Raw genomic sequence first — 25,954 nt, 5'->3', positions numbered from 1 at the left:
AAAACCCGCCTCCACATGAAATGCCGTGGGTATCAGGATGCCGTCTTTCCCCCCAGCCCCCGGCGGCTTCACCCCGTAGCCGGGGCTTGCGCGCTTGAGATCGCCCCGGCAAGGGAATATCCAAACCGCATGACATTTCATCCTCCAGTCCTGCGGGCCGATGTTCGGCCTTGATCCCCTGCATTTCTGGATCGCTGCCGCGGTCACGCTGTTTTCAGGCTTCGTCAAGGGCGCCATCGGCTTCGCCATGCCGATGATCATGCTGGCGGCCTTGGGCTCGTTCCTGGACGCCCGGCAGGCCGTTGCGGCGGTCATCCTGCCGGTGCTGGTCACGAATATCCGCCAAGCGCTGCGCCAGGGCTGGCGCCCGGCCTGGCAGGCGGCCTGGGACTGGCGCTGGCACGTCGGCATAGTCGTGCTGTTCATTCCGGTCAGCGCCTTTTTCGCGACGCGGGTGCCGCAATGGCTGATGTATGCGCTGATCGGCCTGCCCATTACCGGCTTCGCGCTGTGGCAGATCCTGGGGCGCAGCCTGGTCCTGCCCGTCCATCACCGCCGCCGGATGGAGATCGCGACCGGCGTGTCCGGCGGGCTGATCGGCGGCATTTCCGGCATCTGGGGGCCGCCGCTGCTGGTGCTGCTTTTGTCGCTGCATGTGCCCAAGGCCGAACAGATGCGGGTGCAGGGCGTCGTGTTCTTTATCGGCGCGGCGGTGCTGACCGTATCGCATCTGCAATCGGGGCTGCTGAACGCGCAGACCCTGCCCTTTTCGGCGGCGCTGGTGGTGCCGGCGCTGGCGGGCATGGGGCTGGGCTATCTGGCACATGACCGGCTGGACGCGGCGCGGTTCCGGCGCTGGACGCTGGTCCTGCTGGCTCTGGCCGGCGCCAACCTGCTGCGCCGCGCGCTGGAGCTTGCCGGCCGGGCGGTGTAATCAGGGGCGCGACAAGCGAAAGGCCCGCCATGACTGCGCCCCCGACCACCATCCCCGACCCCGCGCAATTGACCGCCCGTCTGATCCGCTGCCCCTCGGTCACGCCGGACGAGGGCGGGGCGCTGGTCCTGCTGGCCGATCTGCTGGGCGCGGCGGGCTTCGAATGCCATCGCGTCGACCGCGAGGGGGTGCCGAACCTGTTCGCGCGCTGGGGGGCCAGGGGCGCCAGGACCTTCGGCTTCAACGGCCATACCGACGTGGTGCCGCCGGGCGATCCGGCAAGCTGGACGCATCCGCCCTTTTCCGGGCATGAAGAGGACGGCTGGATCTGGGGCCGCGGCGCCACCGACATGAAATCCGGGGTCGCGGCCTTTGCCGCCGCCGCCATCGGCTTCGTGACCGAGACGCCGCCGGACGGCGCGGTGATCCTGGCCATCACCGGCGACGAAGAGGGGCCGGGCAAGCACGGCACCCGCGCGCTGCTGGACTGGATGGCGGCGACGGGCGAGCGGATGGATGTCTGCATCGTCGGCGAGCCCTCGAACCCCGACCGGCTGGGCGAGATGATCAAGATCGGCCGCCGCGGCTCGATGACCCTGCGGATCGCGGCGCAGGGGGTCCAGGGCCATGCCGCCTATCCGCACCGCGCCCGCAACCCGATCCACGCGCTGCTGGACCTGCTGCACGAACTGACCGCCGCGCCGCTGGATGCGGGGACCGCGCATTTCGACCCTTCGGGCTTGCAGGTGACGACGGTGGATTGCGGCAACCCCGCCTCGAACGTGATCCCCGAACGGGCGCGGGCCACGGTGAACATCCGCTTCAACGACGCGCATAGCTCCGAAAGCCTGAACCGGATGGTCCGCGAGCGGGCGGCGGCGATCTCGGCCCGGACCGGGGTCGATTTCGCCATCGCGACCGAGGTGTCGGGCGAAAGCTTCCTGACCGCGCCCGGCCCCTTTGTCGATCTGGTCGCCGGCGTGGTGCGCGAGGAAACCGGGCTGGACCCGGTGCTGTCCACCTCGGGCGGGACGTCGGATGCGCGTTTCGTCAAGGATCACTGTCCGGTGCTGGAATTCGGGCTGGTGGGGCATTTCATGCACCAGGTGGACGAACGCGTGCCGGCCGAACAGGTGCGCCAGCTTGCCCGCATCTATCGCCGCATCCTAGAGCGTTATTTCGCATGATCGAACGCACGACCGATCTGGAAACCTGCCGGGCCATCCGCCACGCGGTTTTCGTCACCGAACAATCCGTCCCCGAAGCCGAGGAATGGGACGGCCGCGACGGCGAGGCGATCCACCTCTTGGCCCGCGACGCCTCGGGCGCGGCGGTGGGCACCGCCCGCATCCTGGTCCAGGGCGCGACCGGCAAGATCGGCCGCGTCGCCGTTCTGCGATCCGCGCGCGGCACCGGCATCGGCGCGGCGCTGATCCGCGCGGCGCTGGCGGAACTGCGCGCCCTGCCGGGGCTGACCCGCGCCAAGCTGGGCGCCCAGACCCATGCCATCGGCTTTTACGAAAAGCTGGGCTTTGCCGCCTATGGCCCGGAATACGACGATGCCGGCATCCCGCATCGCGACATGGCGCGGGACCTGGAATGATCCGTCCCGAACTGGCCGAAAGGCTGCGCCCTTGGGCGGAAACCGGCGCCGCGCTGGCCGCGACCGCCTTTGGGCTATGGGTGTTCTCGCTGGGCGGCTGGATCCTGTGGCCGATCGGCGCGGCAATCGCCGCGGCCTCGGCGCTATGGGCGCTGGATGCGCGGCGGCGGATGCGCTTTCGCCACGACACGCTTGGTCCCGGCATGGTCGAACTGGACGAAGGCGCGATCCGCTACCTGTCGCCGAACCGCCTGCTGGGCGGCGAAATCGCGCTGCGCGAATTGAACGAGATCCGGCTGATGCGGCTGAACGGCCGCCGGCATTGGCGGCTGAAAAGCGGCGACGGCCAGGCGCTGCTGATCCCGGTCGATGCCGCCGGGGCCGAACATCTTGCCGGTGCCTTTGCCACCCTGCCGGGGATCGAGATGGGCCGGGTCGCCGCCGCCCTGGCCGAGGCTGCGCCGGCAATCCAAACCGTTTGGACCAGGCCGGCTCGCGCCCGCTTGACTTGACGCCCAACGCTTGCCACCTGTGACGGGCAAAGGCAAACGAAAGGCCACCGATGTCCATTCCCCAACAGGGCGGCGGCCCGATTGAACATTCCGAACAGCTTGTCGAATACATCGCCTCGGGTGAAAAGCCACGGGCGGACTGGCGGATCGGCACCGAACACGAGAAATTCGGCTATCGCCATGCCGACCTGATGCCCCTGCCCTATGAGGCGGCGCCCGGCCAGCCCTCGATCCGCGCCATGCTGGAGGGGTTGCAGGCCCGCTTTGGCTGGACCCCGGTGCAGGAGGCGGGCCAGATCATCGGGCTGGAACGCAACGGCGCCAATGTCAGCCTGGAGCCGGGCGGGCAGCTTGAACTGTCGGGCGCGCCGCTGGAAACCATCCACCAGACCTGCGACGAGGTGAACCAGCACCTGGCCGAGGTGAAGTCCGTCGCCGACGATCTGGGCGCGGGCTTCATCGGCCTGGGCGCGGCGCCGGTCTGGACGCAGGACCAGATGCCGATGATGCCCAAGGGGCGCTATCGGCTGATGACCGACTATATGGGCCGGGTCGGCACTTTGGGCACGCAGATGATGTATCGCACCTGCACGGTCCAGGTGAACCTGGACTTCGCATCCGAAGCCGACATGGTGCAAAAGCTGCGCGTGGCCTTGGCCTTGCAGCCGGTGGCGAATGCGCTTTTCGCCAATTCGCCCTTCCTGGACGGCCAGCCCAATGGCTGGAAAAGCTGGCGCGCGCATATCTGGCAGAACCTTGACGCGGCGCGCACCGGCATGCTGCCCTTTGTCTTCCAGGACGGGTTCGGCTACGAGGCTTGGGTCGATTACGTGCTCGATGTGCCGATGTATTTCGTCTATCGCGACGGCAAGTATATCGACGCGCTGGGGCAAAGCTTCCGCGACTTCCTGAACGGCCGCCTGCCCGCCCTGCCCGGCGAGATTCCGACGCTGTCGGACTGGGCCGACCACCTGACCACGGTCTTCCCCGAGGCGCGGGTCAAGAAATTCATCGAGATGCGCGGCGCCGACGGCGGCCCCTGGCGGCGGCTTTGCGCGTTGCCGGCGCTGTGGGTCGGGCTGCTTTACGACCAATCGGCGCTGGATGCGGCCTGGGACCTGGTCAAGGGCTGGGACCATGAGACGCGGGAATCCTGGCGGCAGGGCGCGGGACGAATGGCCCTGGATGCCCAGGTCGGCGGCACCAAGATGCGCGACCTGGCGCGCGAGGTGCTGGCGATTTCCGAAGCCGGGCTAAGGGCGCGCGGGCGGGCCGGCTCGGGCGGGCTGGTCCCGGACGAGACGCATTTCCTGAACACGCTCAAGGAAAGCGTCGAAACCGGCAAGGTGCCGGCCGACGAATTGCTGGACAAATACCACGGCGAATGGGCGGGCGATCTGAACCGCATCTATGCCGAATATTCCTATTGAAGCAGGGCCGGGTGATCCCCGGCCCTTTTCGCATCATGCCTGCGGTGCGGCCGGTCCAGCCTGCGGCTCGGCCGGCTGTTCCTTGCGGCCCTGCATGAACTGGTCGAACTCGGCCTTGTCCTTGGCTTCGCGCAGCTTTTGCAGGAAGTCCAGGAATTCGCGATGCTCGTCCTCCAGCCGCTTCAGGGTTTCTTCGCGATAGGCGTCGAAAGCCGTGTTGCCGGTCGAGGCGGCATAGCCGCGCCCGTGACCATGGCCATGGCCGCGGTGGTGGTGGTGGTTATGGTGATTATGGCGGTGGCGACAGGAAAACATGCGTTTGCTCCAGATCATGTAACCCAGGATGGCAAGGCCCAAGGGCCAGCAGGCGATAAAGCCCAGGATCATGGCGACGATCCAGGCCCATTTGCCGCGATCGTCCAGCCAGTCCCGGACACCGGCCAGCAAGGCGCCGACCCGGTCCAGGACAGAGGGGCGCGGGGCGAAGTCGGTATTCATGGCGGTCCCTTTCCGATGTGAATGTTAATCACATTTACATAAATGGAGCGCAGCCCGCCGCCGTCAAGGCCAAGGCGAAAATTTTCGCCCAAGGCTTCAGTCGGAAATGACCCCCAGCCCGCGCAGATAGATCAGCGCCCCGCTTTCCAGCATATCCGCCGGCGCGATGGGCGAGCGCGCACCCGGCTTGCCGCGGCCGAACAGCTCGACCACGCCATGGCTCATGGCCCAGATATGGTCGGCGACCATGCCGGGCGGCGGGCGGCGCCCGGCAGGCAGGGGCGCAAACAGCGCCTCGGCCCCGCGCACCAGGATGCCGCGCGCCCGTTCGGACGCCTGCGCCAGCCCGGCATTGCCGGTGATCGAGATGCCGGATTCGAACATCGCCATGTAAAAGCCGCGCCGCTGGGCGGCGAAATTCAGGTATTCCTGACCCATGCGCAGAAAGGCGGTCAAAGGCCGCGGCCGCCCTTCGTCAAAGGCGGCTTCCAGCCGGTCGGCAAATTCCTGGAATCCCTGGCGCGCCACCTCTTCCAGCAGGTCCTCGCGGCCGGTGAAATGGCGATAGGGCGCCGCGGCGCTGACGCCCGCCAGCCGGGCGGCCTCGGCCAGGGTGAATGCCTGCGGACCTTTTTCCTCGATCAGCCGCACGGTGGCTTCGGCAAGGGCCTGGCGCAGGTTGCCGTGGTGATAAGAGGTTCGGGCCATGCCGGGCCCTTACATGCCTTCGCCGAAATAATCCCCGACCAGCGCCGCCAGCGCATCGGCAAGCTCGCGCGCCTGCGCGCCGCGGGTGGTGACGCGGATGGCGCTGCCGCGGGGCGCGGCCAGCATCAGCAGGCCCATGATCGAATCGCCCGAAACGCTCATCCCGTCCTTTTCGACCGTGGCCCTGGCATCGAAACGCTCGACCGTTTCGACGAATTTCGCGCTGGCCCGCGCATGCAGGCCCTTTTCGTTGATGATCGCCAGTTCGCGGGTGACGGTCCCGTTGCTCAGGTCGTTCATGAAGCGGCACGTTTGGGGATGGGCAGCACGTCGGCGGGCAGCACGTCATAGCTGTTGATGTATTTGCGTCCCGCATCCTTGGCCAGCGTCACCGCATCCGCCACCGACAGCTTGCGCGACTTGGCCAGCTTGACCAGCATCGGCAGGTTGGCGCCATAAAGGATCGAGCGGTTGCGCATCGCACAAGCCATCAGCGACAGGTTCGAAGGCGAGCCCCCGAACAGGTCCGTGACCACGACCACGCCGTCGCCCGAATCGACCGCATCCGCGGCGGCGCAGATTTCGGCCTGCTTCTCGCCCCGGTCATGGCTTTCCTCGATCGCCACGGCCTTGATCCCGATCTGAGGTCCCACCACATGCTCGACCGCCGAGAGATATTCCCGCGCAAGGCCCCCATGCGCCACGATGACAATCCCGATCAATTCACTCCACCACGCAGCAGCCGTTCACCCTTGCGCCAAAGCCGTGCGAGAGGCCCGAACAGGACCATCATCCCCAGGTGCCGGCGCCTTTTCACGGCGTTCAAGTTCCCGATGTCTAATTGACACCTGCCAGCCTGCTTTCGCAAGCGCATCCGCCATTTTTTCCGCCATTGTGACGGAACGGTGTCTCCCCCCGGTGCAGCCAAAGCCGATCGCCAGGTGGGCCTTACCCTCTTCCAGATGGGCAGGCAGGGTGAAAAGCGCAAGATCCCGCACCCGGCGGAAGAATTCGTCGAATCGCGAATCGGCCATCACATAGTGCTGAACCGCCGGATCGCGCCCATCCAGGGGCCGCAGCGCGGGCCGCCAATGCGGATTGGACAGGAAACGGCAGTCGAACATCATGTCCACGCCCCGCGGCACCCCGCGCTTATAGGAAAAGGACTGCACCGAAACCGTCAGCCGCCGCCCCGGCTCGGTCTCGAACCAGCGGGCCAGTTCGGCCTTCAGGTCATGGGGCGACAGGTCCGACGTATCGACCAGCACATCGGCGCGGGCGCGGATCGGCGCCAGCATGTCGCGTTCGGCCCGGATGGCGTCCAGGGGCGAGCCCTCGGCCCGCAGCGGATGGCGGCGGCGGGTTTCGTTGAACCGTCGCAAAAGCTGTTCGGTCGTGCAGTCCAGAAACAGCACCTCGGGCGCATATTCCGGCAGCCGGGTCAGCCGGTCGATCAGCTCGATCAGATTGGCCACCGAAAAATCGCGGTTGCGCACGTCCAGACCCAGGGCCAGAGGCATCGGCCGCGCCGGCCCGTCCAGCAGCCGCGGGATCAGCGACAGGGGCAGGTTGTCGATGGCCTCGTAGCCCAGATCCTCAAGCACGTTGATCGCGGTCGAACGCCCGGCCCCCGACGGGCCGGTGATCAGCACCAGCCGCTGGGCCTGCTCGTCCTGGCATTCCATGGCATCCGTCGCCGTCGGCATGGTCTGGCCTACCTTTCGCCCATGTCGCCGTCCGCCCGGCCGGCGACAAGATATTGCAGCAATATGGGCGCAAGATGACCGGCCCCGGCCCCAAGGACAAGGGGCAGGGACAGGCCCAAAAGCTCCAGCCGGCGGTCCGGCGGCAGGCGCTGCGGCTCGGGGCGGCCCAGGTCGACCGCCAGGGCCAGGTCCACCGGGCCATGCGGCCGGGCATGCAGGATACCGGCGCCGCGCGCCTCGATCAGGCCGCGGATCGAGGGCGGCGCATCGGCGATGATTCGCCCCGCCTCGGCCCGCAGCACCGTCCGGTCATCCGCCACAAGCGCCGCGCCAAAGGCCATCAATTCAAGGGCCAGCCCGGATTTGCCTGCGCCCGAAGGCCCCAGGATCAACAGCCCCCTGCGCCCGACGGCCACGCAGCTTGCATGCAGGATCATCGCGCACCCCCGTTTCCGCGGCCTCAACCGGCGGTTTTCCAGCCCCGCCACCAAGGCATTTGTGACGGATTTCCGACGCCCAGGCCACGGCCGGGCGTATGATTGCGCTAACTGCATGTGATTGCGCTAACCCTGCCCATATGTGCGCTTTCGCCGGGGATATGCCGTGTTATAGGACGCGCAACGGCCGCTGCCGGCCCGGACTATCAGCAGGAGCAAAGGTGCCATGACCGAATCGCGCGTCAATCCGAATTGCCGTCTTGAAGACCAGGGGATCGCCGGACTCGGCAATGTCCACTACAACCTGCTCGAACCGGCGCTGGTCGAGGCGGCGATCCAGCGCGGCGAAGGCAAGCTGGGCCTGGGCGGCACCTTCCTGGTTTCCACCGGCGTCCATACCGGCCGCTCGCCCAAGGACAAGCACGTGGTGCGCACCGCTTCGGTGGAAGACAGCATCTGGTGGGAAAACAACCGCCCGATGGAGCCCGAGGCATTCGACCGGCTGCATGCCGACATGCTGGAGCACATGAAGGGCAAGGACTATTTCGTCCAGGACCTTTACGGCGGCGCGGATCCTGCCCTGCGCCTGGATGTCCGGGTGGTGACCGAACTGGCCTGGCACGGGCTGTTCATCCGCCACCTGCTGCGCCGCCCGGACGCGGCCGAACTGGCAAGCTTCGTGCCCGATTTCACCATCATCAACTGCCCCAGCTTCAAGGCCGACCCGGCGCGGCACGGCTGCCGCTCGGAAACGGTGATCGCGCTCAACTTCGAAAAGAAGCTGATCCTGATCGGCAATACCGCCTATGCCGGCGAGAACAAGAAATCGGTCTTTACGCTCTTGAACTACATCCTGCCGGAAAAGGGCGTGATGCCGATGCATTGCTCGGCCAACCACGCCATCGGCAAGCCCGACGACAGCGCCATCTTCTTCGGCCTGTCGGGCACCGGCAAGACCACGCTGTCGCAAGACCCCGCGCGCACGTTGATCGGCGATGACGAACATGGCTGGTCCGACACCGGCATCTTCAACTTCGAAGGCGGCTGCTACGCCAAGACCATCAACCTCTCGGCCGAGGCCGAGCCGGAAATCTACGCCACCTGCTTCAAGTTCGGCACCGTGATCGAGAACATGGTCTATGACGAGGACACGCTGGAGCTGGACTTCGAGGACAACTCGCTGACCGACAACATGCGCTGCGCCTATCCGCTGGAGCAGATCTCGAACGCGTCGGAAAACTCGCTGGGCGGCCAGCCCAGGAACGTGATCATGCTGACCTGCGACGCCTATGGCGTGCTGCCGCCGATCGCGCGGCTGACGCCGGCGCAGGCCATGTATCACTTCCTGTCGGGCTTCACCTCCAAGACGCCGGGGACCGAGGTCGGCGTGACCGAGCCGACGCCCACCTTCTCGACCTGCTTCGGCGCCCCCTTCATGCCGCGGCGGCCGGAAGTCTATGGCAAGCTGTTGCAGGAAAAGATCGCCAAGACCGGCGCGGCCTGCTGGCTGGTCAATACCGGCTGGACCGGCGGCGCCTTCGGCACCGGCAAGCGCATGCCGATCAAGGCCACCCGCGCCCTGCTGACCGCGGCGCTGGACGGCTCGTTGAACCAGGTCGAGTTCCGCAAGGATGCGAATTTCGGCTTCGACGTGCCGGTCTCGGTCCCCGGTGTCGAGGACAGGCTGCTCGACCCGCGCCAGACCTGGGCCGATCCGGCCGCCTATGACGCCCAGGCGCGCAAGCTGGTCGGCATGTTCAGCGACAATTTCGCGCAATATGCCGACAAGATCGACGACGACGTCCGCGCCGCCGCCATCGGCTGAGGCCAGGCCCGGACATGAAAGCGGGGGGCGGTCGAATGGCCGCCCCTTTCGCTTGCGTCACCGCCGCCAGGGGGCTTTGCGCCCCCGCCGGCCTGCGGCCGACTCCCCCGCAGGATATTTTTCCACGAAAGAAGCGGCGCGGGATGGGCACCGGCTTCTTTCGTGTCGAAATATCCTGGGGGAGCGCGGAACGCGCGGGGGCAAAGCCCCCTTCTTCAGTGCTGCCGCCGGACACGCCGGCGCTTTTGCGCGCGCTTGATCTCGGCCAGGCGGGCCTGGGTGGCGCGCTTGCGCATCGGCCCCTTGCCGCGCCCGGTGCCCGAGCCTTGCGGCAGCGGCCGGCCCTCGACTTCCAGCAGTTCCAGCATCAGCCCGCCGGTCAGCGGCACCGCCTCGGTCAGGCGCACGGTCACGCGCTGGCCGATGCCGATCTCGAGCCCGGTTTCCGAACCCATCAGCACCTGCGCATCCGGGTCGTAGTGGAAATATTCCCGCCCGATCTCGCGGATCGGCAAAAGCCCGTCTGCCCCGGTTTCGTCCAGCCGCACGAAGGCGCCGAAACGCTGCACGCCGCTGATGCGGCCGGTGAACTCTGCCCCAACCCGGTCGGCCAGATAGGCGGCCAGGTAGCGGTCGGTGGTGTCGCGTTCCGCCGCCATCGAGCGCCGCTCGGTCTCGCTGACCTGCTGCGCGGTGTCAGACAGCATCTCGATGTCCTGCGCCGACAGCCCGTCGTCGCCCCATTTATGCCCCATGATCAGCGCCCGGTGCACGATCAGGTCGGAATAGCGCCGGATCGGCGAGGTGAAATGCGCGTAGGACCGCAGCGCCAGCCCGAAATGGCCGAAATTCTCGGGGTGGTAATAGGCCTGCTGCATCGAGCGCAGCGCCGTCATGTTGATCAATTCGTCGAATTCCGAACCCTCGGCCTGTTCCAGCAGCCGGTTCAGGTGCCGGGTTTCCAGCACCTGCCCCTTGGCCAGGGTAAAGCCGGAAGCCTCGGCCACCTCGCGCAGCGCGTCCAGCTTTTCCACCGTCGGCTCCTCGTGGACACGGTAGAGCAGTGGGCGGCGCAGGCGCTCCAGCTCCTCGGCCGCGGCGACATTGGCCAGGACCATGAATTCCTCGATCAGCCGGTGCGCGTCGTAGCGTTCGCGGAAGTTCACCGATTTCACCCGCCCGTCCTCGGTCAGTTCGATCCGGCGCTCGGGCAGGTCCAGTTCCAGCGGCTGGCGACGCTGCCGCGCGGCCCTGAGCAGGCTGTAGCCGTGCCAGAGCGGGCGGATCGCCGCGTCAAGCAGCGGCGCGGTCTGGTCGTCCGGGTTGCCGTCCGCCGCCGCCTGCGCCTGTTCATAGGCCAGGCTCGCGGCCGAGCGGATCATGCCGCGGTGAAAGCTGTGGCCGGTCTTGTTGCCCTGGGCGTCCAGCCGCATCCTGACCGCGATCACCGGCCGGTCCACGCCCTGATGCAGCGAACACAGGTCGCCCGACAGGATGTCGGGCAGCATCGGCACCACCCGGTCGGGGAAATAGGTGGAATTGCCGCGGTTTCTCGCCTCGCGGTCCAGGGCCGAGCCGGGGCGGACGTAATGCGCCACGTCGGCGATGGCGACCCAGACCGTGGCGCCGCCGTCATCATGCGTTTCGGCCGCCACGGCATCGTCGCGGTCGCGCGCATCGGCCGGGTCAATGGTGACGAAGGGCAGCGCGCGCAGATCCTCGCGCCCCTTCATGGTCGCCGGGCGGGCGGCATCGGCCTCGGCCATGGCTTCGTCGGGGAAATCGTCGGGAATGCCGTGCTGGTGGATGGCAATCAGGCTGACCGCGCGCGGCGCCGACGGATCGCCCAGCCGCTCGACGATCCGCGCCATGGGCAGGCCAAGCCGGCCACGCGGGCCGACCTGCTCGGCCTCGACCAACTCGCCGCTTTTGGCGCCCTGCGCATCGCCGGCGCGCACCTGCCATTCCTTGTCCTGGCCCTTGTCGATGGGCAGGATGCGGCCGCCGGCATCCGGCCCGCCGGCCGCGGCGCGAAAGATGCCGACCACGCGGTGCTGCACGGTGCCGATGCGGCGGATCAGCCGGGCCTGGTAGTCGTGATCTTCGCCCCGCGTTTCGATCAGCCGGGCAAGGATCCGGTCGCCCGCACCCAGCGCCGGATCGGATTTCAGCGCCGCGTAAAGGATGCGCGGCATCGGCCCTTCGCCCTGCCATTCCAGCGGCTTGGCAAAGATGTCGCCGTCGGCGTCGGGCGGCAGCAATTGCAGCACCGTGACCGGGGGCAGGCGCTCGGCATCGTGGTAATGGCGGCGGCGGCGCTCCAGCAGGCCTTCGGCCTCCAGCTCTTTCAGCAGGCGCTTGAGCTCGATCCGCTCGGCCCCCTTGATGCCGAAGGCTTTCGCGATGTCGCGTTTCGCGGTGGCGTCCGGGTGGGCGGACACCCAGTCGAGAATCTGCTGTCGGGAAGGTAGCTGTGCCATGCCCCACGCTAGCACGAGGCCGCGCGGGGTGGCAGGGGCAAAAATCAGCCCGCGGGCAGCCGGACAAAACCCGCAGCGTCGCGCACCACCGGGTCGGCCTGAACCCCGGCGCGGATCTGGTCGACAAAAGCCTGCCGCATGCGCGGCGTCCAGGAATCGTTGATATGGGCGGCCACCGCCTCGGCGGCGGGGCGGTCGGGCTGGCTTGCGAAGAATTGTGCCATCTGGCTGGCCATGCGGATCAGTTTGGAATCGTCGGACATGTTGCCTCAGCTTCCGGCGATGCGCCGGGGATGGGTGTAAAGATCAAAGCTTTCGCCGCGCGCGCGGGCGATCAGGGTGATGCCGGCGCGTTCGGCCCAGGCCAGCGCCAGCGCCGTGGGCGCGCTGGCGCCGATCAGGATCGGCGCGCCGATGCGGGCGGCCTTTTGCACCAGATCGACCGACAGCCGCGAGGACAGGACAAGCGCGCCGCGATCCGCCGCAAGCCCGGCGCGGACCAGCGCCCCCGCCAGCTTGTCCAGCGCATTGTGGCGGCCCACATCCTCGCGCGTCACCGCGCGGGCGCCGTCCCAGAAGGCCGCGCCATGGATCGCCGGGGTCTGGCGCCGCAGGACCTGGCCCTGGGCCAGCGCGGCCATGGCGCGGGCCACATCAGCGGGCGGCATGGTCCAGCCCGAGGCGACGGGAACCACCGGCGGCAGCGCCGCTTCGATGCTGTCGATGCCGCACAGCCCGCAGCCCACCGGGCCTACCATGCTGCGCCGGCGTTCGGCCAGGCGCGCGGCAAGGCCGGGGCGCAGCCACAGCCGCGCCTCGCGCGCGGGAAAGCCGCCGGCCTCGGCCTCGGCCTCTTCGAAGCCCTGGACATCCGCGGGCGCGGCGATCAACCCTTCGGTCAGCGCAAAGCCCAGGGCGAAATCGCGCAGGTCATGCGGCGTCGCCATCAGCACCGCCTGGCTCATGCCGTCGACGACGATGGCCACCGGGCATTCCTGGGGGGCGGGTGGCGGCTCGACCTGATGCCAGCCGCCACCCGCGCCGGCGCCGTTCCAGCGCAGGACGCCGGCCGTCACGTCCCGCATGCCGTCATTCGGCAGCGGTGGGCAGGATGCGGCGGGCCAGGTCGGAATGATGGCGATACTCCTCTTGCCATTCCGACGGGCCGTTCGAGGGGCTGACCTGCACGGCCGTCACCTTGAACTCGGGGCAGTTGGTGGCCCAGTCGGAATTGTCGGTCGTCACCACATTGGCCTGGGTCGTCGGGTGATGGAAGGTCGTATAGACCACCCCCGGCGCCACCCGCTCGGTGATATGCGCGCGCAGCGTCGTTTCCCCGGCACGAGAGGCCAGCCGCACCAGGTCGCCATCGCGCACGCCGCGGTTCTCGGCATCCGAGGGATGGATCTCCAGGATGTCCTCGGGGTGCCAGACGGAATTGCCGGTCCGCCGGGTCTGGGCGCCGACATTGTATTGCGACAGGATCCGGCCAGTGGTCAGCAGCAGCGGGAAGCGCGCCCCGGTCCGTTCTTCGGTCGCGATATATTCGGTATGGACGAACCGGCCCTTGCCGCGCACGAAACCGTCGATATGCATGACCGGGGTGCCCAGCGGCGCCTGGCCGTTGCAGGGCCATTGCACCGACCCCTCGCGCTCCAGCAGGTCATAGCTGACACCAGCAAAGCTGGGGGTGGTCATCGCGATCTCGGCCATGATCTCGCGCGGGTGGGTATAGGACCAGGCGGCGCCCATGCGATTGGCCAGCAGTTGCGTGACCTGCCAATCCTCGTAGCCGTTCTTGGGCGTCATGGCGCGGCGCACCATGTTGATGCGGCGTTCGGCATTGGTAAAGGTGCCGTCCTTTTCCAGGAAGCTGGAACCGGGCAGGAACACATGCGCGTAGTTCGAGGTCTCGTTCAGGAACAGGTCCTGCACGATGACGATATCCATCGCCGCCAGCGCCGCGGTCACGTGCCGGGTATCGGGGTCGGACTGCACGATATCCTCGCCCTGGCAGTAAAGCCCGCGGAACCGGCCGGCCAGCGCCTCGTCGAACATGTTGGGGATACGCAGGCCGGGTTCGGGCGACAGTTCCACCCCCCAGGCGCGTTCGTAGATCGCCCGCGTCTCGGGGTCCGAGACATGGCGATAGCCCGGATATTCATGCGGGAAGCTGCCCATGTCGCAGGAACCCTGGACGTTGTTCTGGCCGCGCAGCGGGTTCACGCCGGTGCCCGGCTTGCCGATATTGCCGGTCATCATCGCCAGGTTGGCGATCGCCATCACCGTGGTCGAGCCCTGCGAATGCTCGGTCACGCCCAGCCCGTAATAGATGCTGGCGCGGGGTGCGGCGGCATAGGCGCGGGCGGCCTTGCGGATCAGCTCGGCCGGGACGCGGGCCAGCGTCTCGACCGCTTCGGGGGCATGGCGCGGGTCCAGCAGGAACTCGGCATAGGCCAGGAACTCGTCCCAGTCACAGCGGCTGCGGATAAAGGCTTCGTCATAAAGCCGTTCCGAGACGATGACATGCGCCAAGGCGGTCAGCACGGCGACATTGGTGCCCGGCCGCAGCGGCAGATGCAGGCTTTCGCCCATATGCGGGGTTTTCAGCAGGTCGATTTCGCGCGGGTCAAGGGCGATCAGCCCCGCGCCCTCGCGCAGCCTTTTGCGCATGCGCGAGCCAAAGACCGGGTGCGCGTCGGTCGGGTTGGCGCCGATGACCAGCGCCAGGTCGGTGTCATCGACCGAATCGAAATCATGCGTGCCGGCCGAGGTGCCGAAGGTGGTTTTCAAGCCATAGCCGGTCGGCGAATGGCAGACCCGCGCGCAGGTGTCGGTGTTGTTGTTGCCAAACACCGCCCGCGCCAGCTTTTGCACCAGATAGGTTTCCTCGTTGGTGCAGCGCGACGAGGTGATGACGCCGATGGAATCGCGCCCGAAATCCGCCTGCGCCTGGCGCAGCCGGGTGGCGGCGAAATCCAGCGCCTCGTCCCATGTCACCACGCGCCAGGGATTGGTGATCCGCTCGCGCACCATCGGCTGGGTCTGGCGTTCGCGATGCGTGGCATAGCCCCAGGCAAAGCGGCCCTTGACGCAGCTATGGCCGTGGTTGGCCTTGCCATCCTTGCTGGGCACCATGCGCACGACCTCTTCGCCGCGCATATGCGCGTCAAAGGAACAGCCGACCCCGCAATAGGCGCAGGTGGTTTTGACGATATGTTCCGGCGTGCCGATCTGGATCACGCTGTTCTCGATCAGCGTCGCGGTCGGGCAGACCTGCACGCAGGCGCCGCAGCTCACGCAATCCGACGACAGGAAGCTGTCCGATTCCATCCCGGCCGAAACGCGGCTGTCAAAGCCCCGCCCCTCGATGGTCAGCGCGAAGGTGCCCTGCACTTCCTCGCAGGCGCGCACGCAGCGCGAACAGACGATGCATTTCGCCGGATCAAAGGTGAAATAAGGGTTCGACTGGTCCTTGGGCCGGTATTCCGGGTTTGGCCCCTCGGCGTCGCGGCGGGCGAAATGGTTCGCACCCGGCTCATAGCGCACCTCGCGCAGGCCGACGGCGCCGGCCATGTCCTGAAGTTCGCAATCGCCATTGGCGGCGCAGGTCAGGCAGTCCAGCGGATGGTCGCTGATGTAAAGCTCCATCACCCCCTTGCGGACCTGGGCGACCTCGTCGGTCTGGGTGCGCACCACCATGCCTTCTGCCACCGGGGTCGTGCAGGATGCAGGCAGGCCGCGCATGCCGTCGATCTGCACCACGCACAGACGGCACGAACCAAAAGCTTCCAGATGGTCGGTCGCGCAAAGCCTGGGGACAGAAATACCGGCCACGGCCGCCGCCCGCATGACGCTGGTGCCGGCGGGAACGCTGACCGAGATGCCGTCCACCAGCAGGTTCACGGCGACGTCGGACTTGACCGCGGGGGTGCCCATGTCACGGTCGGGGATAATGAAATCCTTCATTCGGCGGCCTCCTTCCGAGGCTCGCTGCGGCCCCTGAAATCATCGGGGAAATGCGTCAGCGCCGACATGACCGGGAAGGGCGCAAAGCCCCCCAGCGCGCAAAGCGAGCCCCATTTCATCGTGTTGCAAAGATCGGTCAGGATCGGGATCCCCGTCTCGTCGCCCTGGGCGATGCGGTCGATGGTCTCGACGCCGCGAACCGAGCCGATGCGGCAGGGTGTGCATTTGCCGCAGCTTTCCACGGCGCAGAACTCCATGGCAAAGCGCGCCAGCTTCAGCATGTCGGCACTGTCGTCAAAGACGGTGATGCCGGCATGGCCCAAAAGCCCCTCTTTCGTCGCCAGCTCTTCGTAGCCGAAGGGCACGTCGAAATTCCAATGCGGGATATAGGAACCAAGCGGCCCGCCCACCTGCGCCGCCTTGACCGGCCGCCCCGAGGCGGTGCCGCCGCCGATCTCTTCGACGATCTGGCGCAGGCTCATGCCAAAGGCGGCCTCGAACAGCCCGCCATGCCGGACATTGCCGGCGATCTGGATCGGGATGGTGCCTTTCGACCGCCCGATGCCCAATTTCGCGTATTCCGCCCCGCCATGGGCCAGGATCCACGGCACCGAGGCCAGCGAGATCACGTTGTTGACCACCGTCGGCCGGCCCAGGAAACCCTCCAGCGCCGGGATCGGCGGCTTGGCGCGGACCACGCCGCGCTTGCCTTCCAGGCTGTTCAAAAGGCTGGTTTCCTCGCCGCAGACATAGGCGCCGGCGCCGACCCGCACCTCCATGTCATAGGCATGGGCCGAGCCCAAAACCGACTGGCCCAGGATGCCGGCCTGCCGCGCCTTGCCGATGGCGGCCTCCATCAGCCGGATCGCGTCGGGATATTCGCTGCGGATATAGACATAGCCCTGGACCGCGCCCACGGCGATGCCGGCGATGGCCATGCCCTCGATCAGGACCAGCGGGTCGCCCTCCATCAGCATCCGGTCGGCAAAGCTGCCCGAATCGCCCTCGTCGGCATTGCAGACGATATACTTGCGCTCGGCGGCGGCGGCGGCGGCGGCCACCGTCTTCCACTTGATGCCGGTCGGAAAACCCGCGCCGCCGCGGCCGCGCAGGCCGGATTCGACGACCTCCGCGACGATGGGCTCGGATCCCATGCCGATGGCCCGGCGCAGCCCCTCCAGCCCGCCATGCGCCTGGTATTCCTCGACCGAAAGCGGGTCGATCACGCCGACGCGGGCGAATGTCAGCCGGGTCTGCGCCTTCATCCAGGGCAGTTCCTCGACCGGCCCCAGGGCCAGCGGATGATCGCCGCCCGAACGGATCGCTTGGGCGACCGAGGCCGCGTCCTCGGGCCCGACCGGCCCATAGCCGTGGCGCACGCCGTCGCGCTCGACCTCGACCAGCGGCTCCAGCCAGACCATGCCGCGGGTGCCGTTGCGGGTAACAGTGAACTCGCGCCCCAGCGCCTCGGCCACCGCGTCGGCGCCCAGGGCGCGCGCGGCGGCGTCCAGGGGAACCCAGACCCTCATGCGCCCGCCCCCATGCCTGCTTCGGCCACCAGCTTCTGCACCTTGGCCAGATCCGCCCGGCCCAGCAGCCTGCCGCCCATCTGCGCCGAGGGCGCACAGGCGCACAGCCCCAGGCAGAACACCGGCTCCAGCGTCACCCGCCCGTCCGGCGTCGTCTCGTGCCAGTCGATCCCCAGTGCGGCGCGCACCTGATCGGCCAGGGCATCGGCGCCCATGGACTGACAGGCCTCGGCCCGGCACAGGCGCAGCACATGCCGGGCCTGCGGGCGGTCGTGGAAATCGTGGTAAAAGCTCACCACGCCATAAACCTCGGCGCGGGTCAGCCCCAAGGCCGCGGCAATCACCGGCTGCGCCTCTTCGGGGACATGGCCCCATTCCGCCTGGATGTCGTGCAGGATGGGCAAAAGCGGCCCCTCGCGGCCCTGATGGGCGGCGATGATTTCATCAAGGCGCGAAAGGAAATCAGCGTCTGTCGCTGGGAAAGTCATGGCTAGGCGGTTCCGGGCTCAACTCTTTGCGCAAGAATAGAACCCGATGATAGACAAAACAATCGTGAGTTATCGTCTATTCATTGAAGGTATCAATCGACGCGACAATGCGGATCAGCGCCTCGACCAGCGGCGGATGCGGCTCGCGCCGGGCGACGACCAGTCCGACCATATGGCCATGCCCGGTCAGGTCGCGCGCCCGCACCCCTTCGGGCAGCGGCAGGCCGCGCGCCAGCGCCCGCGGCAGGATCGCCGCCCAGTCCCCCGTCGCCACATGCGACAGGATCGCCAGCATCGAGGTCGATTCGACCCGCGGCAGCGTATCAGCCCCGGCCTCGACCAGGTGGCGGGTGACGATGCGGCGGTTCTGCATGTCGGGGGTCAGCAGGCATAGCGGCCGAGTGGCGGTTTCGGCCCAATCCGCCGGCCCGTCCAAGGCGCTGCGGTCGATCAGGCAATAGGTCTCGCGATACAGCGGCATGCTCTGCACCCGTCCCAGCGGCTCGCTGTCCAGGTAAGTCACCCCCGCATCCAGCTCCAGCGCCTCGATCTGGTCGCGGATCTCGTCGGAACTGCGCGACAGGATCGACACGCCGGCATTGGGATGGCGGCGCAGAAAGGGGCCGGTCAATTCGGCAATGCGCGGCATGGCGGTGGGGATCACCCCGATGCGCAGCAGGCCGGACACGCCCTTGCGGCTAGCCTGCATCTCGGCCTGCATGGCGCGGGCATCGGCGACGATGCGCCGCGCCCAGCCCAGCACCCGCTCGCCCTCGGGCGTCAGCCCCTGGAAACGCGAACCGCGCCGCACCAGTTGCACGCCAAGCTGATCCTCCAGCGCCCGGATGGCGGATGACAGGGTGGGCTGGGTGATACCCAGCGACAGGGCGGCGCGGCCGAAATGCTTCTCGCGCGCCAGCGCCATGAACATCGAGAGCTTGTCGATCACGGACCCGCCCTCCCCGCCCGGCCGGCTTTCTCCGTTTTCAAAATACTCCGCGGGGGTCCGGGGGCGCGAAGCCCCCGGCCCGAACGGATCAGACGATCTCGACCGCGTATTTCTCGATCACGGTATTGGCCAGCAGGCCCTCGCACATGCGCGCTACCTCGGCGCGGGCTGCCTCGGCATCGGATGCCGCCAGGTCCAGCTCGATCACCTTGCCCTGGCGCACGCCCGAGACGCCGGCAAAGCCCAGCCCCCCCAGCGCGTGCCGGATCGCCTCGCCCTGGGGGTCCAGAACGCCATCCTTCAGCATGATGGTGACACGAGCTTTCATCGGCGAGCCTTTCAGTTGATGAGCGTCGGTTTGGTCAGCGAGGTGGTGTTGGCGGGCATCAGCCCCAGCCGGCGCGCCACCTCGGTATAGGCATCGGTCAGGCTGCCCAGGTCGCGGCGGAACACGTCCTTGTCCAGCTTTTGCCCGGTCTTCACGTCCCACAGCCGGCAGCTGTCCGGGCTGATCTCGTCGGCGACCACCAGGCGCATGAAATCGCCGTCCCAGATGCGGCCGATCTCGATCTTGAAGTCGATCAGCTTGATGCCGACGCCGAAGAACACGCCCGACAGGAAATCGTTCACCCGCAGCGCCAGCGACACGATGTCGTCCAGGTCCTGCTGGGTGGCCCAGCCAAAGGCGATGACATATTCCTCGCTGACGAAGGGGTCGCCCAATTCGTCGTTCTTGAAACTGTATTCCACGATCGGGCGCGGCAGGGGGGTGCCTTCCTCCATGCCCAGCCGCTTCGAGATCGAGCCTGCGGCGAAATTACGCACGATCACTTCCAGCGGGATGATCTCGACCTGGCGCACCAGTTGCTCGCGCATATTGATGCGGCGGATGAAATGGTTCGGCACGCCGATATTGGTCAGCCCGGTCATGAAGAATTCCGACAGGCGGTTGTTCAGCACCCCCTTGCCCTCGACCGTGGCCTTCTTTTGCGCGTTGAAGGCGGTGGCATCGTCCTTGAAATACTGGATCAGCGTTCCAGGTTCGGTGCCTTCATAAAGGATCTTGGCCTTGCCTTCGTAGATTTTCTTGCGCCTTGGTGCCATGCTGCGCGTCTCCCGTCCGCAAGGTGACAATCTTTATGCGGCTATAGGCCAGAAACGGGGTCCGGGGCAATACGGGCTTGCGATGGCCGGCCCGCATGGGCATATCCTGCGAAATAACCACGGGATATTCCCAAGCCGGAGGCCGCCATGACCACTTTTGACGACCGCGAGCGCGCGCATGAGGCGAAATTCGCCCATGATGCGGAACTGAACTTCAAGGCCGAAGCGCGGCGCAACCGCCTGCTGGGCGAATGGGCGGCCGGCCTTTTGGGCAAGACCGGCGACGACGCCCGCGCCTATGCGCTGACCGTGGTCAGCTCCGATTTCGACGAGCCGGGCGAGGAAGACGTGTTTCGCAAGCTGGCCGCCGACCTGGCCGGCAAGGCGGACGAGGAAGCCATCCGCACCCGCATGGCCGAATTGCGTCTGACCGCGCGCGAACAGATCCTGCGCGAGATCTGATCCCAGCCGGATCGCGGCGCCCCTTTCGGGGCACGCTTTCAGGCCGCCGCCGCCTCGGCCCGCGGGTAAAGCCGCCACATGGTCAGCCCGCGCAGCGCGTTCAGCGCCATCAGCGCGGCCCATAGCCCGTGATTGCCCAGGACCGGCGGCAGCGCCACGACCAGCACGGCATAGACCCCGACCGAAGCCAGCATGGCGTTGCGCATCTCGCGCGTGCGGGTGGCACCGATGAAGATGCCGTCCAGCATCCACGAGGCGATGCCGATCAGCGGCGCCGCGACCAGCCAGGGCAGGAACTCGCGCGCCTGGGACCGCACCTCGGGCGCGGTGGTCAGCAGGTCGATGATCGCCGGCCCGCCCAGCAGGAAGGCCGCCGCAAGCAGCCCCGCCCCCGCCGCGCCCCAGGCCGAGGCCAGCCGCGCCGCCTGCCGCAGCCGGTCGGGCCGGCGCGCGCCCACCGCCTGCCCGACCAGCGATTCGGCGGCAAAGGCAAAGCCGTCCAGCCCATAGGCGACGATGGACAGGAATTGCAGCAGCACCTGGTTGGCGGCCAGCGTCACGTCCCCCTGGCCCGCGGCCAGGAACATGAAGCTGGTGAACGCGCCTTGCAGCAGGATCGAGCGGATCAGGATATCGCCGTTCAGCCGCGCCAGTTCCTCGATCCGGTCGCGGGCGAAAAGCCCGGCGCGCTGCATTGCCGCGCGCAGGGCATGGCGGGCGAACCACAGCCCCAGCGCCAGCCCCGACCATTCCGCGATCAGCGTCGCGCCGGCCACGCCGCGCACCCCCCAGCCCAGCCCCAGCACGAACCACAGGTCCAGCACGATGTTCAGCCCGTTCATCAGCAATTGCAGGGCCAGCACCAGCCGGGTGCGCTCGGTCGCGATCAGCCAGCCGGTCAGGGCGTAAAGCGCAATGGTCGCCGGCGCCCCCCAGATGCGCAGCACCAGGTATTGCCGCGCCAGCGCCTCGACCTGATCCGAGGCGGGCGCAAGCCGCAGGGCGGCGGCGAAAAGCGGCGCTTGCAGCAGCACCAGCGCCAGCCCCGCCGCCAGCCCGATCGCCAGCGCCCGCATCAGATGCGCGCCCGATTCGCCGTCGTCGCCCGCGCCATGCGCCTGCGCCACCAGCCCCGAGGTGCCCATGCGCAGAAAGCCGAAGATCCAATAGGCCGAGGTCAGGATCACCGCCCCCAGCCCCACCGCGCCGATGGGCGCGGCGGCGCCCAACTGGCCGATGACGCCGGTATCCACCGCGCCCAGGATCGGGATGGTCGCATTCGACAGCACCACCGGCAGCGCGATGGCCAGGACGCGGCGATGCGAGATTTCCGCCTGGGCCCGGCCCAAGGGGCCGGGCAACCGCTCAGCCATGCTGCGCCATCAGGAAATGCCCGGTCGCCTGGGCGAAAAGCTTGCTGCGCTGGTCCTGCCAGGCCTCGACATGGACGCTGGCATAGCGCCGCCCCGACCGCACCACCCGCGCCCGCGCATAGGCGTCGCGCGGCAGGCCCGACCGCAGGTAATCCACGGTGAAGTCGATGGTCTTGGGCAGGCGCGGCAGGCTTTCGGGCACCGCGGCATCGGGCGCGATGCGGCCCTGTTCCATGTCCTGCCAGATCGCGGTCCAGGTCAGTTCGACGATGGCCGTCACCTCCAGGAAGGCGGCCGTGACCCCGCCATGGATCGCCGGCAGCATCGGATTGCCGATCAGCTTTTCGTCAAAGGGCAGCACCGCGGTCAATTCATCGCCGCGCCGGTCAAAGCCGATGCCCAGCCAGCGGATATAGGGCACGCTGGAAACCAGGGCGTTCAGCGTGTTGTTGCGCCGTGACTTGATGACGTCCAGGGGTTCATTGCGCGGGGCCATGTCAGCGCTCGACCGTAAAGGCGCCGGTGGCCGAGGCGACGGGCCGCGATTCATCGTCGTCCATGGCCCAGGCGCGCACAAAGGCGACCGACCGGGTGATGTGATAGCAATGCGCCTTGGCGCGGATGGTCTGGCCGGGCGTCGCCGCGCGCATATAGTCGATGCGCAGGTCGATGGTCGCGGTCGAATGCGCCCCCGCCGGATGGGCCATCACCGCCGCACCGCTGCATGTGTCCATCAGGGCCGAGATCACGCCGCCATGGATCACGCCGCTGCGCGGATCGCCCACCAGGTCCTCGCGCCAGGGCAGGGAAATCTCGGCGCCCTCGGCCGAAAGCTGGTCCAGCCGCATGCCCAGGGCCCGCGCATGGGGGATCACCTCGATGAACTGGCGCGCGATGCGGCGGCGCTGTTCAGGATCGCCCTCTGGCGTCGGATCGTTCATGCCCCTGGCCTTTCGCTTGGCGTGCCGGCCGCCATGGTAGCACCCGGCGATCCGCAGGCAAGCCCACCCGCGCCGAGGTTGAGTTCGCGCCGCCACCGCGCTAGGCTGCTGCCGCATATGCAGCATAGAGACGCCAGATGTCCGACAATGAATACATTGGCTTCAAGGAAATGTGCGCTCGCTTCGACGTGACCCCGCGAACGCTGCGCTATTACGAATATATCGAGCTGCTCAGCCCCCGCAAGGAAGGCCGCTCGCGCTTCTACGGCCCGCGCGAAGTGGCCCGGATGAAGCTGATCCTGCGCGGCCGCCGCTTTGGCTTCTCGCTAGAGGACATCCGGCAATGGCTGCTGATCTATGGCGAAAAGGGCACGCGCGAACAGTATCGGGTCTGGATCGAACTGGCCGACCGCCAGCTTCAGGTGCTGCGCCAGCAGCGCGAGGAATTGGACGCCTCGATGTCGGAACTGGCGGCCCTGCGCGACGAAACCCTCTCGCTCATCCAAGGCATGGAGGCCGGGGGCGAGCCCGGCGACGACGACCCGCGCCGGCCCTGACGCCACGTCGCGGCTTACGCGCACGTCAACTCGTCCTATATTCCCCACGGGGAATGTGCCACAGGGAAGGGATCCCATGGGCGACGATCTGTTGACCATCCGCCAGATGTGCGACGCCTTCGACGTCACGCCGCGCACGCTGCGCTTCTACGAATCGCGCGAATTGCTGTTTCCGCAGCGGCGCGGCCAGCACCGGCTTTACGCCCGTTCCGACCGCGCCCGACTGACCCTGATCCTGCGCGGCAAGCGGTTCGGCTTTTCGCTGGAACAGATCCGGCAATTGCTGGAACTTTACGATCCCGCCACCCGCAACATCACCCAGACCGAGGCGACGCTGGCCACCGCCCGCGACCGGCTGGCCGACATGGAACGCCAGCACCGCGACCTGGCCGAGGCCATCGCCGAGCTGCGCCAGCAGATCGCCGAGGGCGATGCCGCGCTGCAAAGACTGAAATCGACGCCTGAGGGCAAACCCTCCTGGGAGGACCGATGAACACCTATTCCGCCCCCATCCGCGACATGCAATTCGTGCTGCACGACCTGCTGGCGATATCGGGCCAGGACCTGCCGGGCTATGGCGACCTGGACCGCGACTTCACCCAGGCGGTGCTGGACGCGGCCGGCAAGATTGCAGCCGAAGTGCTGGCGCCGCTGAACGCCGTGGGCGACCGCCAGGGCTGCACGCTGGAAAACGGCGTGGTCCATACGCCCAAGGGCTTTGCCGAGGCTTTCGAGCAACTGCGCGAGGGCGGCTGGACCGCGCTCGACTGCGATCCGGACTATGGCGGCCAGGGCATGCCCTATGTGATCGGCCTGGCGGCGGGCGAGATGTTCTCGGCCGCGAACATGGCCTTTACCATGTATCAGGGCCTGACCCACGGCGCCTATTCCGCCATCCACGCCCATGGCACCGACCAGCAAAAGGCCACCTACCTGCCGAAAATGGTGTCCTGCGAATGGACCGGCACCATGAACCTGACCGAACCCCATGCCGGCACCGACCTGGGCCTGCTGCGCACCAGGGCCGAGCCGCAGGACGACGGCAGCTACCTGATCACCGGGCAAAAGATCTTCATCTCGGCCGGCGACCACGACATGGCGCAGAACGTGATCCACCTGGTGCTGGCCAAGGCGCCGGGCGGGGGCGAGGGTACCCGCGGCATCTCGCTCTTCATCGTGCCGAAATTCCTGGTGAACGAGGACGGCTCGCTGGGCCAGCGCAACGCAGTTTCGGTCGGCAACCTGGAAGAAAAGATGGGCATCCACGGCAATGCCACCTGCGTCATGAACTATGACGGCGCCAGGGGCTGGTTGCTGGGGGACCTTCACAAGGGCATGCGCGCCATGTTCACCATGATGAACGAGGCGCGGATCGGCGTCGGCCTGCAAGGCTATTCCGTGGCCGAGGCCGCCTATCAGAACGCCGCCGCCTATGCCCGCGACCGGCTGCAAGGCCGCGCGGTGACGGGCGACGCCAACCCCTCGGGCCCGGCCGATCCGCTGATCGTGCATCCCGACATCCGCCGCAACCTGATGGACCAGAAAAGCTTCCTGGAGGGCGCGCGCGCCCTGGCCTTCTGGGGCGCGCATCTGATCGACCGCGCCGTGCTGGGCCAGGACAAGCAGGCGCATGACCTGGTTTCGCTGCTGACCCCGGTGATCAAGGGCTTCCTGACCGACAAGGGCTTCGACACGGCGGTCCAGGCCCAGCAGGTCTTCGGCGGCCACGGCTATATCGAGGAACAGGGCATGTCGCAATTCGTCCGCGACGCCCGCATCGCCATGATCTACGAAGGCGCGAACGGCGTGCAGGCGCTGGACCTCGTGGGCCGCAAGCTGGCGGCCGAGGGCGGCAAGCCGATCATGGGTTTCTTCGAACTGGTCAAGGCCGAGATCAAGGCGCATGACGGCGACGCGGCGCTGAAGGCCGGCTTCTGCGAGCCGCTGAAGGCCGCGTCCAAGGACCTGCAAGCGGCGGCGATGTTCTTCATGGAACAGGGGATGAAGGACCCGAACGCGGCGCTGGCCGGCTCCTACGACTTCATGCACCTTTTCGGCCATGTGGCGCTCGGGCTGATGTGGACGCGCATGGCCGCCGCCGCGCGCACGTCGCTGGATGCCGGCGCCGGGGACGCGGGTTTCTACGAGGCCAAGCTGGCCACCGGCCGCTATTACATGGCGCGGCAATTGCCGATGACCGCGACGCATCTGGCCCGCATCCGTTCGGGCGCCGCGCCGGTGATGGCGCTGGATGCGGAACGGTTCTGAAACGGGCAAAGCGGGGCGCCTGGTGGCAAGGTCGCATGGGTATTTGGAAAACGGTGAAAGGGCGATGCTGCGCCCCGGATGACCGGGCTTTCCGAAAATGCCAGGGTCGTCCGGGGCGCTTTCACCGTTTGCGGTCATCGGCTCCCCAGCCTGTACCGCCCCTCGAGGCTAGGCCAGAAAT

General features: G+C 67.5%; 28 protein-coding genes. 10 read left to right on the top strand and 18 right to left on the bottom strand.

Annotated elements, in window-relative coordinates:
* The first annotated feature begins 160 nt into the window (after nucleotides 1-160).
* Genes F3H32_RS03350 through F3H32_RS03330 form a run of 5 tightly spaced genes read left to right on the top strand, consistent with a single transcriptional unit; the run spans nucleotide 161 to nucleotide 4,479 of the window.
* A complete protein-coding gene (locus F3H32_RS03350; RefSeq protein WP_149764395.1) occupies nucleotides 161-934 on the top strand; it encodes a sulfite exporter TauE/SafE family protein in 774 nt (257 codons plus the stop codon).
* A gap of 29 nt (nucleotides 935-963) precedes the next feature.
* The gene (gene dapE, locus F3H32_RS03345; protein ID WP_149764393.1) at nucleotides 964-2,121 is read left to right on the top strand and encodes a succinyl-diaminopimelate desuccinylase; all 1,158 of its coding nucleotides are present in this window, start codon (nucleotides 964-966) and stop codon (nucleotides 2,119-2,121) included.
* The gene (locus tag F3H32_RS03340) at nucleotides 2,118-2,537 is read left to right on the top strand and encodes a GNAT family N-acetyltransferase (protein ID WP_149764391.1); all 420 of its coding nucleotides are present in this window, start codon (nucleotides 2,118-2,120) and stop codon (nucleotides 2,535-2,537) included. The genes dapE and F3H32_RS03340 overlap by 4 nt, the downstream gene beginning before the upstream one ends.
* Nucleotides 2,534-3,049 (top strand): hypothetical protein, encoded by a 516-nt coding sequence (locus tag F3H32_RS03335; protein WP_115755100.1) that lies wholly within the window; start codon nucleotides 2,534-2,536, stop codon nucleotides 3,047-3,049. Before F3H32_RS03340 ends, F3H32_RS03335 begins: the two co-directional genes overlap by 4 nt.
* 50 nt (nucleotides 3,050-3,099) lie before the next feature.
* Nucleotides 3,100-4,479 carry a glutamate--cysteine ligase gene (locus F3H32_RS03330; protein WP_149764389.1) on the top strand — a complete coding sequence of 460 codons (1,380 nt, stop codon included), beginning with the start codon at nucleotides 3,100-3,102 and terminating at the stop codon, nucleotides 4,477-4,479.
* Between the two features lie 33 nt (nucleotides 4,480-4,512).
* Here the strand turns inward: F3H32_RS03330 and F3H32_RS03325 are convergent, their stop codons facing one another.
* From F3H32_RS03325 to F3H32_RS03300, 6 genes are all read right to left on the bottom strand, one after another.
* On the bottom strand, nucleotides 4,513-4,977 hold the full coding sequence (locus tag F3H32_RS03325) for a DUF2852 domain-containing protein (RefSeq protein WP_149764387.1): 465 nt from the start codon (nucleotides 4,975-4,977) through the stop codon (nucleotides 4,513-4,515).
* 96 nt (nucleotides 4,978-5,073) lie between these two features.
* On the bottom strand, nucleotides 5,074-5,685 hold the full coding sequence (locus F3H32_RS03320) for a TetR/AcrR family transcriptional regulator (RefSeq protein WP_115755103.1): 612 nt from the start codon (nucleotides 5,683-5,685) through the stop codon (nucleotides 5,074-5,076).
* Between the two features lie 9 nt (nucleotides 5,686-5,694).
* Nucleotides 5,695-5,985, bottom strand: coding sequence for an HPr family phosphocarrier protein (locus F3H32_RS03315; RefSeq protein WP_115755104.1), 291 nt, complete (start codon nucleotides 5,983-5,985; stop codon nucleotides 5,695-5,697).
* A complete protein-coding gene (locus F3H32_RS03310) occupies nucleotides 5,982-6,407 on the bottom strand; it encodes a PTS sugar transporter subunit IIA (protein ID WP_115755105.1) in 426 nt (141 codons plus the stop codon). The genes F3H32_RS03315 and F3H32_RS03310 overlap by 4 nt, the downstream gene beginning before the upstream one ends.
* A gap of 24 nt (nucleotides 6,408-6,431) precedes the next feature.
* On the bottom strand, nucleotides 6,432-7,391 hold the full coding sequence (gene rapZ / locus F3H32_RS03305) for an RNase adapter RapZ (RefSeq protein ID WP_115755106.1): 960 nt from the start codon (nucleotides 7,389-7,391) through the stop codon (nucleotides 6,432-6,434).
* 8 nt (nucleotides 7,392-7,399) lie between these two features.
* On the bottom strand, nucleotides 7,400-7,828 hold the full coding sequence (locus F3H32_RS03300) for an HPr kinase/phosphorylase (protein ID WP_115755110.1): 429 nt from the start codon (nucleotides 7,826-7,828) through the stop codon (nucleotides 7,400-7,402).
* A 226-nt stretch (nucleotides 7,829-8,054) separates the two neighbouring features.
* Here F3H32_RS03300 and F3H32_RS03295 point away from each other — a divergent pair, with 226 nt between their 5' ends.
* Nucleotides 8,055-9,653, top strand: coding sequence for a phosphoenolpyruvate carboxykinase (locus tag F3H32_RS03295; protein ID WP_149764385.1), 1,599 nt, complete (start codon nucleotides 8,055-8,057; stop codon nucleotides 9,651-9,653).
* A gap of 215 nt (nucleotides 9,654-9,868) precedes the next feature.
* Here F3H32_RS03295 and rnr read toward each other — a convergent pair whose 3' ends face one another.
* From rnr to purC, 9 genes are all read right to left on the bottom strand, one after another.
* Nucleotides 9,869-12,133, bottom strand: a complete 2,265-nt coding sequence (gene rnr / locus F3H32_RS03290; RefSeq protein WP_149764383.1) for a ribonuclease R — start codon at nucleotides 12,131-12,133, stop codon at nucleotides 9,869-9,871.
* A gap of 44 nt (nucleotides 12,134-12,177) precedes the next feature.
* Nucleotides 12,178-12,396 (bottom strand): formate dehydrogenase subunit delta, encoded by a 219-nt coding sequence (locus F3H32_RS03285; RefSeq protein WP_115755109.1) that lies wholly within the window; start codon nucleotides 12,394-12,396, stop codon nucleotides 12,178-12,180.
* 6 nt (nucleotides 12,397-12,402) lie between these two features.
* Entirely contained in the window at nucleotides 12,403-13,218 is an 816-nt protein-coding gene (fdhD, locus tag F3H32_RS03280) for a formate dehydrogenase accessory sulfurtransferase FdhD (protein ID WP_149764381.1), read from the bottom strand.
* Nucleotides 13,219-13,222: 4 nt separating this feature from the next.
* Nucleotides 13,223-16,102, bottom strand: coding sequence for a formate dehydrogenase subunit alpha (fdhF, locus tag F3H32_RS03275; protein WP_149764379.1), 2,880 nt, complete (start codon nucleotides 16,100-16,102; stop codon nucleotides 13,223-13,225).
* Nucleotides 16,099-17,631: an NADH-ubiquinone oxidoreductase-F iron-sulfur binding region domain-containing protein gene (locus tag F3H32_RS03270; protein WP_149764377.1), complete on the bottom strand. Its 1,533-nt coding sequence runs from the start codon at nucleotides 17,629-17,631 to the stop codon at nucleotides 16,099-16,101. The genes fdhF and F3H32_RS03270 overlap by 4 nt, the downstream gene beginning before the upstream one ends.
* Nucleotides 17,628-18,119, bottom strand: coding sequence for a formate dehydrogenase subunit gamma (locus F3H32_RS03265; RefSeq protein ID WP_149764375.1), 492 nt, complete (start codon nucleotides 18,117-18,119; stop codon nucleotides 17,628-17,630). Before F3H32_RS03265 ends, F3H32_RS03270 begins: the two co-directional genes overlap by 4 nt.
* Nucleotides 18,120-18,195: 76 nt before the next feature.
* Nucleotides 18,196-19,068, bottom strand: coding sequence for a LysR family transcriptional regulator (locus tag F3H32_RS03260; protein ID WP_149764373.1), 873 nt, complete (start codon nucleotides 19,066-19,068; stop codon nucleotides 18,196-18,198).
* 88 nt (nucleotides 19,069-19,156) lie between these two features.
* The gene (gene purS, locus F3H32_RS03255; protein ID WP_115756863.1) at nucleotides 19,157-19,396 is read right to left on the bottom strand and encodes a phosphoribosylformylglycinamidine synthase subunit PurS; all 240 of its coding nucleotides are present in this window, start codon (nucleotides 19,394-19,396) and stop codon (nucleotides 19,157-19,159) included.
* Between the two features lie 11 nt (nucleotides 19,397-19,407).
* Nucleotides 19,408-20,172: a phosphoribosylaminoimidazolesuccinocarboxamide synthase gene (purC, locus tag F3H32_RS03250; RefSeq protein WP_115756861.1), complete on the bottom strand. Its 765-nt coding sequence runs from the start codon at nucleotides 20,170-20,172 to the stop codon at nucleotides 19,408-19,410.
* A 147-nt stretch (nucleotides 20,173-20,319) separates the two neighbouring features.
* Here purC and F3H32_RS03245 point away from each other — a divergent pair, with 147 nt between their 5' ends.
* The gene (locus tag F3H32_RS03245) at nucleotides 20,320-20,634 is read left to right on the top strand and encodes a DUF1476 domain-containing protein (RefSeq protein WP_115756859.1); all 315 of its coding nucleotides are present in this window, start codon (nucleotides 20,320-20,322) and stop codon (nucleotides 20,632-20,634) included.
* Between the two features lie 38 nt (nucleotides 20,635-20,672).
* Here F3H32_RS03245 and F3H32_RS03240 read toward each other — a convergent pair whose 3' ends face one another.
* The 3 genes from F3H32_RS03240 to F3H32_RS03230 are packed head-to-tail and all read right to left on the bottom strand — an operon-like array spanning nucleotide 20,673 to nucleotide 22,948.
* Nucleotides 20,673-22,007, bottom strand: a complete 1,335-nt coding sequence (locus F3H32_RS03240) for an MATE family efflux transporter (RefSeq protein WP_149764371.1) — start codon at nucleotides 22,005-22,007, stop codon at nucleotides 20,673-20,675.
* Nucleotides 22,000-22,503, bottom strand: coding sequence for a PaaI family thioesterase (locus F3H32_RS03235; protein WP_115756016.1), 504 nt, complete (start codon nucleotides 22,501-22,503; stop codon nucleotides 22,000-22,002). The genes F3H32_RS03240 and F3H32_RS03235 overlap by 8 nt, the downstream gene beginning before the upstream one ends.
* Before the next feature lies 1 nt (nucleotide 22,504).
* On the bottom strand, nucleotides 22,505-22,948 hold the full coding sequence (locus tag F3H32_RS03230; protein WP_115756015.1) for a PaaI family thioesterase: 444 nt from the start codon (nucleotides 22,946-22,948) through the stop codon (nucleotides 22,505-22,507).
* Between the two features lie 137 nt (nucleotides 22,949-23,085).
* Here F3H32_RS03230 and F3H32_RS03225 point away from each other — a divergent pair, with 137 nt between their 5' ends.
* From F3H32_RS03225 to F3H32_RS03215, 3 genes are all read left to right on the top strand, one after another.
* Nucleotides 23,086-23,505, top strand: coding sequence for a MerR family transcriptional regulator (locus tag F3H32_RS03225; protein ID WP_149764369.1), 420 nt, complete (start codon nucleotides 23,086-23,088; stop codon nucleotides 23,503-23,505).
* 76 nt (nucleotides 23,506-23,581) lie between these two features.
* Nucleotides 23,582-23,998 (top strand): MerR family transcriptional regulator, encoded by a 417-nt coding sequence (locus F3H32_RS03220; protein ID WP_149764367.1) that lies wholly within the window; start codon nucleotides 23,582-23,584, stop codon nucleotides 23,996-23,998.
* Entirely contained in the window at nucleotides 23,995-25,773 is a 1,779-nt protein-coding gene (locus F3H32_RS03215) for an acyl-CoA dehydrogenase C-terminal domain-containing protein (protein WP_149764365.1), read from the top strand. The genes F3H32_RS03220 and F3H32_RS03215 overlap by 4 nt, the downstream gene beginning before the upstream one ends.
* Nucleotides 25,774-25,954 lie beyond the last annotated feature (181 nt).

It is taken from the genome of Paracoccus thiocyanatus (assembly GCF_900156255.1).
Lineage (GTDB): Bacteria > Pseudomonadota > Alphaproteobacteria > Rhodobacterales > Rhodobacteraceae > Paracoccus > Paracoccus thiocyanatus.
The sequence above is the reverse complement of the archived record's forward strand: the minus strand, read 5'-3'. Positions and strand labels throughout refer to the sequence as shown.